This is a genomic window from Butyrivibrio sp., assembly GCF_015056685.1.
Classification (GTDB): Bacteria; Bacillota; Clostridia; order Lachnospirales; family Lachnospiraceae; genus Butyrivibrio.
The window spans coordinates 1-10,961 of the sequence record NZ_SVFW01000079.1 but is presented as its reverse complement, the minus strand read 5'-3'; the positions used below and the strand labels follow the sequence as shown (position 1 = coordinate 10,961).

At 41.3% G+C, this 10,961-nt stretch carries 8 protein-coding genes; all 8 read right to left on the bottom strand.

Translation table 11 applies throughout. The annotated features are described in order from the left end of the window. Nucleotides 1-14: 14 nt before the first annotated feature. Nucleotides 15-455, bottom strand: a complete 441-nt coding sequence (locus E7303_RS17500) for an Rrf2 family transcriptional regulator (RefSeq protein WP_292146747.1) — start codon at nt 453-455, stop codon at nt 15-17. Nucleotides 456-627: 172 nt separating this feature from the next. After that, nucleotides 628-2,190 carry a glutamate/gamma-aminobutyrate family transporter YjeM gene (yjeM, locus tag E7303_RS17495; protein WP_292146746.1) on the bottom strand — a complete coding sequence of 521 codons (1,563 nt, stop codon included), beginning with the start codon at nt 2,188-2,190 and terminating at the stop codon, nt 628-630. Between the two features lie 122 nt (nt 2,191-2,312). Beyond that, the gene (locus tag E7303_RS17490; RefSeq protein ID WP_292146745.1) at nt 2,313-3,098 is read right to left on the bottom strand and encodes an ABC transporter ATP-binding protein; all 786 of its coding nucleotides are present in this window, start codon (nt 3,096-3,098) and stop codon (nt 2,313-2,315) included. Continuing rightward, on the bottom strand, nt 3,091-3,984 hold the full coding sequence (locus E7303_RS17485; protein WP_292146744.1) for an ABC transporter permease: 894 nt from the start codon (nt 3,982-3,984) through the stop codon (nt 3,091-3,093). The genes E7303_RS17490 and E7303_RS17485 overlap by 8 nt, the downstream gene beginning before the upstream one ends. 22 nt (nt 3,985-4,006) lie before the next feature. Continuing rightward, on the bottom strand, nt 4,007-5,077 hold the full coding sequence (locus tag E7303_RS17480; RefSeq protein ID WP_292146743.1) for an ABC transporter substrate-binding protein: 1,071 nt from the start codon (nt 5,075-5,077) through the stop codon (nt 4,007-4,009). A 377-nt stretch (nt 5,078-5,454) separates the two neighbouring features. Next, the gene (locus tag E7303_RS17475) at nt 5,455-6,471 is read right to left on the bottom strand and encodes an HD-GYP domain-containing protein (RefSeq protein ID WP_292146742.1); all 1,017 of its coding nucleotides are present in this window, start codon (nt 6,469-6,471) and stop codon (nt 5,455-5,457) included. 25 nt (nt 6,472-6,496) lie between these two features. Beyond that, a complete protein-coding gene (locus E7303_RS17470; RefSeq protein WP_292146741.1) occupies nt 6,497-7,810 on the bottom strand; it encodes an ABC transporter substrate-binding protein in 1,314 nt (437 codons plus the stop codon). Nucleotides 7,811-7,850: 40 nt separating this feature from the next. After that, nucleotides 7,851-10,664 (bottom strand): ATP-binding protein, encoded by a 2,814-nt coding sequence (locus E7303_RS17465; protein WP_292146739.1) that lies wholly within the window; start codon nt 10,662-10,664, stop codon nt 7,851-7,853. Nucleotides 10,665-10,961 lie beyond the last annotated feature (297 nt).

The following is a 10,961-nucleotide window of genomic DNA, read 5'->3' as shown; positions in this document are numbered from 1 at the left end:
TCAGAGTCTCATTGTTAAGCTTCTTTTGCCAACAGTTCCTGCATTCCGGATCTTAAATCATTAAGAGTGTATTTTTTCATCTCTGATTCCATAGCTTCCTGGATGTTTTTCAATTTATCATCCAATAGCGAATGGATATTCCTACCAACAGGGCACTCTGGATTTGGCGATTCATGAAATCTGAATAGATTTCCATTCTCCAAAGGCTCAATTGCCTGATACACGTCATAAAAAGTTATATCTTTAAGATCTCTCGTAAGCTCTATTCCGCCCGTTCCTCTGATAACATTTATTAGCCCTGCGTTCTTAAGTTGAGTAAGAATCTTTCTGATGATGACAGGATTGGTATTAATACTGGCTGCAAGAAAATCGCTCGTTACCTTGTGTTCGTCTTTAAACGTATCCACGCATGTAAAAATATGAAGTGCAACCGTAAATCTGCTTGATATCTGCATTTTTGTTCCTCCTGCCACTATTTTACTTCAAGGCAGTTGTAGCTGCAATGGTTACATCTAAATTTTTTCAAAAAAATTTCCAGGTGCAGTTAAACACCTGGATTTAAAGCAAAACAAAAAAGCCATTTTGAAGCATTTTCAGCCTCAAAATAGCTTTGTAATAGTCGATTTATTATTCTGTTACAACATTTTCATTTTCATCATCAACGTCATCAGTGTTTTCTTTATTGAATTCACCTGCTGCTAATTTCTTTTCATAACGCTTATAAATGATCAATGCAGCAAGCCCAAAGATAACCGGACCGCTTAATGACCAGAAGGTAGTCTTCCAGTCGCCTTCGATGGCTGGCTGAATAATAGCAAATGCATTTGCAAAGAACAATGTAAGTGTTACAACATAGCCCCAGATATTTGCAGACTTCTGAGTCTTGAATACTTCGAAGCTTCTGTCGATGTTCTTCATCTTCTTAAACTTAGGGAATGCGAATGAAATAAACATATATGGCACTGTCATACCAACATTTACCATTGCTGTTAAGATCACGAAGAACTGCTGCATTGTATCGCCACCAAATGAAACTAAAAGAATCATGATACAAACGATTGCACACTGGATCCACATGGCGTTCTTTGGCATACCGTCCTCTGCGATCTCACCCATATTACCCGGCCAGAGCTCCTTGGGAGTTCCGTCGATAATCTGCTTAAGAGGTGAATAAACAAGTGCAAACATAGCACCCATAAGTGCAAGAAGCATAATAAGCGCGTATACTCTGGCAAATCCGTGAGCAAGAGCAGCCTGAGTAGCAACAGAAGCACCAAACACCTTACCAAACGCTGCTGCAAAGTTTGACATGATCACATATGAGACGTTTCCAAGTGTAATGCTATCTGTTCCAAGGATTTCGCTGTAGTTTGTAAATGAGCCTACAAGCAGGATAAGAATAGCATAACCAACTACGATTACCAAAGCTGCTGCCACAATTCCCTTAGGGAAGTTTTTCTTTGGATTCTCTGTCTTATCAACAAGTCCGCCAACTGCTTCGATTCCGCCATAAGCGAAAAGTGCATATACAATAAATGATAAGATCATGATCGGGCTGCCCTGATAAGCTGTGTTAAGAGGAACCATTAAAGACTCTGCGCCTAAAAATGGCTGCTCAAGCTGACCATGACGAGCAATGATCATAACTACTGAACCAACAACCACCATGATGTTGATCACAAGAACTGCTGTACCACCAATTGATGTCACCTTGCTAATCTTATCAATACCCTTTGAATCAAAGTATGTGATAAAGATAAAAAAGATGATTGCCATGACACCAAGAAGTCTTGAACCGGAAAGGATTTTTGAACCAAAGAAAGACCAGCTTGATGTGCAATCCTCACCAAAAATAAGATTTGATACAGGTACCCAGATACCTGATGAAACATTTACCATCCAAAGTACATATGATGTGTACCACATGAATGTTCCGATGAATGCATACTTAGGACCTACTGACTTGCACATCCAGGAATACATACCACCTGTTTCGTCCTTAAATGCAGAGCCAAACTCTGCTACCATAAATGCAAATGGTATAAAGAATAAAATACCAGCAATAACAAACCATGGTATTGCTGCATATCCCATTAAATAATAAGATCTCGGGATATTGTTGAAGCCATATACTGATGTAAAGATCATCAGTATGAGAGCCATGAGCCCTAATTTCTTTTCTTCTTTCATTACTACTTCCTTAAAAAAATATATTCTGCATTTAATTTTATATAAACGCAACGTTCACGATTATATCACGTTTTCTCATTTATCTCTATATCTAGGGCTCATAAATACAAAAAACGCATTTATTATGAAAGAAGCATCCTGTCGTTAGTAAGTTTTTCACCTGCCTTGTCCTTAAAGAGCTGCAAAAGATCTTCAACGGTAGTTTTAGCTCTTTTCTCGCCCTCAACATCATATATGATCTCGCCATCATTCATCATGATCGTACGGTTGCCCAGATCAAGGGCGGACTGCATATTGTGAGTGATCATAAGACAGGTTATATTGTTCTTTTCTATGACATCTTTAGTCAGAGCAAGAACTTTCTCCGCTGTTGCAGGGTCAAGAGCTGCCGTATGCTCATCCAGTAAAAGAAGCTTTGGAACATTGTAGGTAGCCATCAGAAGTGTCAGCGCCTGCCTCTGTCCACCGGATAAAAGACCTACCGGATGCTTCATCCTGTCTTCCAGTCCCATGCCCAAAAGTGCTAGTCTTTCCCTGAATTCTTTTCTGTCTGCGCTTGTCATATGAGAAAACCAGCCTCTTTTGCCTGATGCCAGATACAGATTATCCTCTATGCTCATGGAAGGAGCTGACCCCTTCATTGGGTCCTGAAAGAGCCTGCCTATTACTGCCGCCCTTTTGTGTTCGGACATTCTGGTGATATCCACGCCGTCCAGCATGATACTTCCGCTATCTATTTCAAACACACCGCTTATAGCATTTAAAAGAGTTGATTTTCCTGCGCCATTAGATCCGATGATACTGATAAAATCACCCTTTTTCACATCAAGATTAATATTGCCCAGGGCTTTTTTCTCATTGACTGTGCCTTTGCCAAAGGTCTTGTTTACAGATTGAAGTTTAAGCATTGGCCCCTCCTTTCTTCCTCATCCTGCCAAGGAAATAAGGTCCACTTATTGCCAGAATGACAATTACGGAAGAAACAAGTTTTAGCATAAAGGCTGGCATATTGAGCCTGAGTGCCATTGTATAGACGAGTCTGAAGAATATAGCCCCGATCACAGCTCCTATTACTCCATGACCTACTCCCTTATTTCTAAAAAAGAGCCTGCCAATAAGAAGGGATGCAAGAGCAATTGTCAGCATTCCGGTTCCTATGTCAATGTTGGCGGATTTGTTATATTGAGCCAAAAGACATCCCGAAAGAGCTGTAAGTGAGTTGGACAAACAAAGCCCTGTAATAGTGATAGCAACAGTATTGATTGATGAAGATCTGACCATATCAGGATTGTCTCCCGTTGCCCTTATGGCAAGTCCAAGCCTTGTCCTTAAGAATGCAACGATACAGATCATAACCACCATAACTATAAGAGTTATCACTATAAGCTTGGAATAAGGATCCGCAGCACTGCCATCCAACAGGTCTGAAGCAAATGAAAAAATGCTTCCTGAACTGTTAAGATTAAGCAGCGAAGACTTTCCCATTACAGCTATATTAACAGAATACAAAGCTGTGTTGACAGTAATGCCCGCAAGAAGGCTGTCAACGCCCATTTTAGTCTGTAAAAGAGCTGTCACAAAGCCGGACAACATACCTGACAGCATTGCTGCAGGAAGTGCCAGAAAAGGATGGCCTGCCAGTGTAACCACTGCTCCTACTGCAGCACCCATGGTGAATGCTCCGTCTGTTGACAGATCACAAACATTCAGCATGGTATAACTCATATACAAAGCAAGTACTGTAAGAGAGCTGATAAGTCCCAGCTCAACAGCAGTTTGAAAAAGGGATATCATTTCTTTTAACCTCTATAAATAATTATTCAAAACTCTCAGCGGTCTTGATGGTCTGGATTGATGAAGCATAGGCTCCAAAAGCTTTTTCTGCGCTCTCCATGTCCATACCAAGAGCCTCCATCATTTCTTCATTGAGCGTTACAATACCATTGTCAAAAGTCTTCACAGCAACGCTGCCGGGATCCTTTGCATTTAGCAGAATGTCAGCTGCCATATCAGCAGTCTCTTTTCCAAGGTCAGCATAGTTAACACCAAATCCAAGGAAAGCTCCGTTAAGTGCAAAAGAGTCAGCTCCGCAGTAGTGAGGAATACCTGCCTCGCGGAAGATCTCGTAGATTGAAAGCTCAGCTGTCATAATAGTATTGTCTGTTGGTGTGAAAATTGCTTCTACTCCGGCAGAAACCAGTGCATTGGCTGCAAGAGTAACCTCTTCCACATTTGTTCCTGTCTGTTCAACGACTTCGATATTATGTGCTTCAAGAAATTCCCTGGCATCTTTGATGGCTGTTGTGGATGCATCCTGACCTGCATCATATAAAAGACCAACCTTTGAAATATCAGGATCTGCTGCCAGGATCATATTCATGATTGCCTCTGTATTGAGCATATCTGATGTACCTGTAACATTTGCTCCGGGAGCATCCATAGAAGCTACAAGCCCTGTTGAAATAGGATCAGATACTGCAGAAAACACAACAGGTGTATCCTTACCATCAGTTGCTCCCTGCATAGCCATTGCAACAGGTGTAGCTACACCTATCATCAGGTCTACATCATCAGCCTGGAAATTAGCCACAATCTGATTAAGGACGTTTGCATCTGCATTACAATTGTCATATTTGATATTAAATGTAACGCCTTCCTTCTCTGCTATGGCACTTAGCTCACTCTGAATGTTATCTACGATCTGATTAAGAGAAGCATCATCAACATAATTGCATATGCCGATCTTGTACTCTTTAGCTCCTGTACCTGCCTGGTCACTAGTTCCTGTGGTGCCGGCGCTAAAAGAGCCGCACCCTGCTGCTACAAGGCCGATAGCTGCGGCCATTCCAATTGACATTAGTTTCTTTGTGATCTGTGCTTTTTTCATATCTTTTCTCCTTTGGTTTTTTGTTTCGGAGCAGATTTCTTAAAGCAAAAAAAATCTGCCCCCTGCATTGTTAAAATGCCGGGACAGATAAAATAATCATCTGCGGTGCCACCCTGCTTGACGTCATAGACGCCCTCTTAACGCATACATACATATGCTGACCTTTTATTACGGGGAGTCCTGCCCCGTCGCCCATACTAAGGTATAACCCTTTTCTGTTTGCCCTTGGAAGTCCATTCGCCGTTATGCTACATATCGCACTCTCACCATCTGCGACTAGCTGTGATGCTCACATATCGGTTACTTACTCTCCCGCAACGGTTTATTAAGTTAAAGTATAAAAGCATTAATTTTTTTTGTCAATAGATTTATCCCTCTTATGTTCCCTCATGAAGTTTGTAGTCCACGTCTTCATTTATTATTTCAAGCATAATAGCCGCAAAATGCGGATCAAACTGAGTTCCTAAGCCTTTCTCAAACTCTCCTTTGACCACATCCTGAGGGATAATGCCTCTGTAGCTTCTGTTACTGGTCATTGCATCATAGGCATCAGCAACAGCTATGATCCTGGCCTCTTCCGGAATCTCCTCGCCAGATAATCCGTCCGGATAGCCTTTTCCGTCGTAGCGCTCATGGTGCCACCTTGCTCCTATGGCGAGCTTTGGCATTTCTTCAATATTCTGAAGGATCCTTGCGCCCCTTTCGGGATGTGTCTTTATTTTTTCAAACTCCTCGTCTGTAAGCTTCCCCGGTTTATTGATCACCGCGTCAGGCACGCCGATCTTACCTACATCGTGAAGAAGCCCCATCATGTATATTTCTTCCTGCCTGTCAAAAGAATAACCGGCTCTTTTTGCTATTTCTCTTGCATACTCGGCAACTCTTCCTGAATGGCCCTTTGTATAGGCATCCTTGGCATCGATCGCATCTGCAAGGGTATGTACCACATGGAGTGAGAGCCCTTCTATTTCCTTGGTCTTGCGTTCTACCTCTGCATGGAGATAATTCTGAAATCTGATAAGATCTAGAAGGTGCCTTACACGAAGGGTTAAAACATCCGCAACAAATGGCTTTCTTATAAAGTCCATAGCCCCCAATGAGAGTCCTGCTGTCTCCGATGCACAATCATCATTTGCGGTAAAAAAGATAACAGGTATTTCTTTTGCCCCGCTTTCTCTTTCCCATTTTCTAAGAAGGCTCATGGTCTCAAAGCCGTCAAGCTCCGGCATCTTGATATCCAAAAGCAGCATATCTATCTCATTCTTTTTTACATAATCCAGCAAAAGCCGTCCGCTCTTTAGGCATGTAACCTTAAACCCCGCTTCCGAAAGAACCGTGTTCGCATTTTTCAATATGATCACATCATCATCCACAACAACTACGCGCTCTTCCATTCTATTTCCTTTCCGCAGGCAGCAGTTACTCCCACAAACTGCCGTACCCGCTTATAGCTTCATCTACAGTCATAATGCCATTTGCAACATTATATGCCGCTGCCCTGAACTCCTTGTTAACAGCATCATTTAGTCCTGTCTCCTGATAGCTAAAGTATCTATCCTCCGGAAATCCCTCAAGAGATGAGTAAACTTCATCCAAAGAAAAATCATTTGTCGGAGTGATAAGTCTCTTGATTGCCGCCATATTACCGAGTTCTTTCTCTCTCATGATGAATCTGATAAATTCATTGGTCATGTCCAGATTAGGGCTGTTTTTATTTACACTGAAGAACAGATTGACAGAATCAAGGAAATATCCGCCCTCATCTCCAATTGGTACCACATAGAATTTATATTTAAAGGGGTTTGCCACAAAGGCTTCAGACTTACTCTCTCTCTTTTGGGTTCCTGAAACCATATCTCCGCTTCCTAGCATCATAGGGACATCTCCCTCAAAAAAGCGCATGATAACGGCATTGTAATCATCCTCTATCTCATTTGAACACCGCTCAGGATCCATATATCCCTTATCAACAAAAGTTTTAATTTTTTCAAGGGCCGGGCGCATCATCTCACCCGCTGACTTTTCCATAGAATTAAGTGGTTCTACAGATTCAGGTTTTTTGAGGACCTCATCACAAAAGAGCGGAAAAGCAAACGGATAGTACATTCCTGCAACTGTCAGACCATTTGCTCCCATGACAGGTGTTTCATACCCTGCTGCCTTGAACTTATCGCATGCATCCACAAGGTCACTGTAATTTTCAGGAACTTCAAGACCATTTTTTTCAAAAAGATCCATATTCACAAGCATTCCATAGGACCTGGTGAATATAGGAAGCATAACCACATCCCCATTTTCCAAAGTCCATCTTGCGCCTTTTCTAATGCATTCCAGATTGATATCAAGGGCAGGATCTGACAGAACCTCCGCATTTTCAAAAACAGGAGCCATTTTATCATCTTCCAGCATCCACGAAGCCGTAACATATATATCAGGAGCCTCATCGCTCATAAGTGCGCTAGTTATCGTGTTTCTATAGTCATCAAGATTTACGTAATTGAGGCTGACATTTGGATAGTACTCATAAAAGCGTTCAAACTCGCTCTCAAGGGATTCGAAATTTGAATAGTCTCCTGCAACCTTGATCTGGCATGATATTTCAGAAGACAAAGCAGGTTTAAACTCAGTGCTTTCTTCCGCTTTTTGTCCGCAGGCAGTAAAGCAAAACACCATTGCTAAAGCCGATGTTAATCCCAGCATCCTTTTTGCCATTCTCACTGTTTTTATCTTCATGCTGACTCCTTTCAGTATTCAAAAGAATTTCTCTTTTGCTTTAGCCTGATATGATTTTAGGTATCAGATCATAATCAAAATTGTCGACAGCCTTTTTTATGGTTTCAAATTTTGCAGCTTCACTCTCCGGAAATCTGTACTTTTCAAGGGATTTCACAGTTTCTACCACACCGTCAAAATCAAAAGCTTCGCAAAGCTTTGAAATAGTTTCATAGGTCTTTTTTATATCCTGTTCTAAGATCAAAGGCTTGTCACTGCCCTCCACGCCCCCATCTATACTTCCAAGCATTTCCATCTCTGTAAGCAGATTACGATACATGATCAAAAGTTTTTCTATATCCGTTTCAAGAGTTTTGACATCTCCTTCTTCTCCGGCCTTTTCAAGACGTGCCGCAAAATCTCCAAGCTCCATCGCACCAATCACACGGGAGGTGCTCTTAAGCGCATGTATTTTTACAGTAGTATTCTTAATATCTTTTCCATTCCAGTATTTTTCTATCTCTTCTGCATTTTTTTGTCCGGAATCAAAATATGTCTTTAACGTATCCATGTAAGATTTCTGGCTTCCGCAGTGAAGGATTCCTGCATTTACATCAATGGATCTGATCTTCCAAACAAAATCCGGGATAAAACAGTCTCCATCGCTGCTATCGTCAGATGCAGGAGCAATCTTCTCTTTTGGCAGATACTCAAAAAGCAGCACCTCAAGCCTCTTCGGGTCAATTGGCTTCGTAATATAATCGTCAAAGCCTGCGTTTATGTACATTTCGCGCATACCCGAAATAGCATTGGCGGTAAGACATATGATCGGCGTCAGGGTATTAGGCGAATCCTGGATTCCTTTCATCTCCGTAATAGTCTCTATTCCATCCTTCTCAGGCATCATATAATCAAGAAAAATAGCATCGTACTTATTTCGTTTATATAATGCTATTGCTTCATTTCCACTTGTTGCCGTATCTATCTGCATTTTAGTACGTTTTAGCAGATTCTTTAAAACTAAAAGATTGACCTCTGTGTCATCAACAACCAAAAGTCTGGCATCAGGTGCTGTAAAGCTTTCACGATATCTTTCCCTCTCAGAAACAGCACGTTTAAAGGTCTCCTTATAGTTGCCAATAGGACTCCAGTCCCTGACTCCCTGCACCAGTTCAAATGAGAAAGTTGACCCCTTGCCATATTGACTTTCAACCTCAATACTGCTTCCCATCATTCGCAGAAAGCTCTGGGCTATACTCATGCCAAGGCCGGTTCCTTCTATGTTTCTGTTCTTATTTTCATCGATACGCTCAAAGGCAACAAACAAGCGGTCCATATCTTTGGGTTTTATCCCGATTCCTGTGTCTTTTACACTTATTATGAGTTTTACAGAATCGGGGTTTTCTTCCATCTTCTTAAATCCCGCCTTAAAAGTGATCGAACCCTCTTTCGTGTATTTAACAGCGTTTGAAAGGATATTGGTGATGACCTGTTTAATTCGTATCTCATCTCCGTGCAATATAGCCGGAATATCCCTATCAACTTCAATGTCAAAAGAAAGGCCCTTATCCCGCGCTTTTCCCTGAACCATATTCACAAGGTCATTTAGCATTGAGACAAAGCTGTAATCAACATCGATGATATCCATTTTCCCTGCTTCTATCTTGGAAAGATCAAGGATATCATTGATAATGCCCATAAGTGTCTTTCCTGCTGTCCTTATACTTTCCGAATATGCCACGATTTCTTCCTCGTGACTGTCCCTAAGGACCATTTCATTAAGTCCCAGAATCGCATTCATAGGTGTGCGGATATCATGAGACATAGTGGATAGGAAGTGCGATTTTGCCTCATTTGCCAGATTAGCAGCCTCTGCAGCCTCCGCAAGCTTTTTGTTATAGAGCATCAGTATCAGGTAATTGAAGATAAGGAGGGATAAAAGACCAAGCGTCACCATTCCCAGCAAAAGCCAGTCAACAACTGTATTTGCCGCCTTAAGTTCACCCGTTGGTATATAAGCCAAAAGAAACCATGTATTCATTGATTTCAAAGGAGTGTAGGATATTAAACATTCTTCTCCTTTTGAGTTTTTCATTGTCATGGTTCCTGTCTCCGAAGTGACCTTATCTCGCATTTCGTTGTAATCTGCAATGTCTGCTTCGTTATAGGATTTATAATATTCAAAAAAGTTGGAATTTTTCAGCGATTTACCATGGACCAGATATTCTCCCTCCTTGTTAATGAGAGAAATCTCTACGTTTTCATACTCACCTTTAAGAAATACAAGCTTATCCTCAAGTATACTGACAGGCTCTACGCGCATAAGAATTGCCTCTGAAAGCTGCCCATCTGACTCATCCAGAACTTTTACGTAATTAAGAAATGCCATTGACTGCACTCCATTCTGGGGATTAGTATACGCTCTTGTTAAGTTAACCTTACCAACTTCTCTACTTATCTCATCAATGTTGTCAAAAATGTTAAGATTGCGGTATGAAACCGAATAATCATTTGCATCCTTTGAGCTCGCATTAGTAGATATCCCACTTTGAGAGGTCTTATCAAGAAATATAAGATGTCCATAAATACTCGAAGATATCTTTGCCTTTCTGATAAAAGAAATTGCTTCCTCACCGGTCATTGGCGATCCCGCCTCAGCGGATCGATTAATATAGTTCGCCCAAATATCGCAAAGATGCTGCTCGTCCTCCAGGTAATTCATAATGATCTGTTCCGCAGTGATCGTCATCTTCTCAAAATCCTCGACGACTCTCTTATTACTTTCCTTCATCTTAGTATTGGCATACTGAACTATGAAGAAAAGTATCAATACCATTATCAAAAGATCAACAATAATGATCAGCGTTTTTTTCACGCCACTACCTCCATAAAAGCCGCCGTCTCGCATATCCTCACTTAATTCAACCGATAAGCACTTCTATTTTATTATACCAAACAAACGGTTTATGGTCTATTCTCGTATCATCATTGCGTTTCTTACACCAATCAAAAGCTCCCCTCACGGGCGGTCCGGGAGGGGAGCTTTTGATTGGCTAAATTGTTTATAAGGTAATGATTCTGCCAAAATCGAGTCTGGTTGTGTCTTCTGATGCAATTACAAGGGAACCGGAGCCTTGTTTGTCTCGGATGAAGGATATGGCTTTTTCCTTTT

Coding starts and splice junctions, on each gene's coding strand:
- E7303_RS17500 (WP_292146747.1), bottom strand. CDS start 455: ATGCAGATATCAAGCAGATTTACGGTTGCACTTCATATTTTTACATGC.
- yjeM (WP_292146746.1), bottom strand. CDS start 2,190: ATGAAAGAAGAAAAGAAATTAGGGCTCATGGCTCTCATACTGATGATC.
- E7303_RS17490 (WP_292146745.1), bottom strand. CDS start 3,098: ATGCTTAAACTTCAATCTGTAAACAAGACCTTTGGCAAAGGCACAGTC.
- E7303_RS17485 (WP_292146744.1), bottom strand. CDS start 3,984: ATGATATCCCTTTTTCAAACTGCTGTTGAGCTGGGACTTATCAGCTCT.
- E7303_RS17480 (WP_292146743.1), bottom strand. CDS start 5,077: ATGAAAAAAGCACAGATCACAAAGAAACTAATGTCAATTGGAATGGCC.
- E7303_RS17475 (WP_292146742.1), bottom strand. CDS start 6,471: ATGGAAGAGCGCGTAGTTGTTGTGGATGATGATGTGATCATATTGAAA.
- E7303_RS17470 (WP_292146741.1), bottom strand. CDS start 7,810: ATGAAGATAAAAACAGTGAGAATGGCAAAAAGGATGCTGGGATTAACA.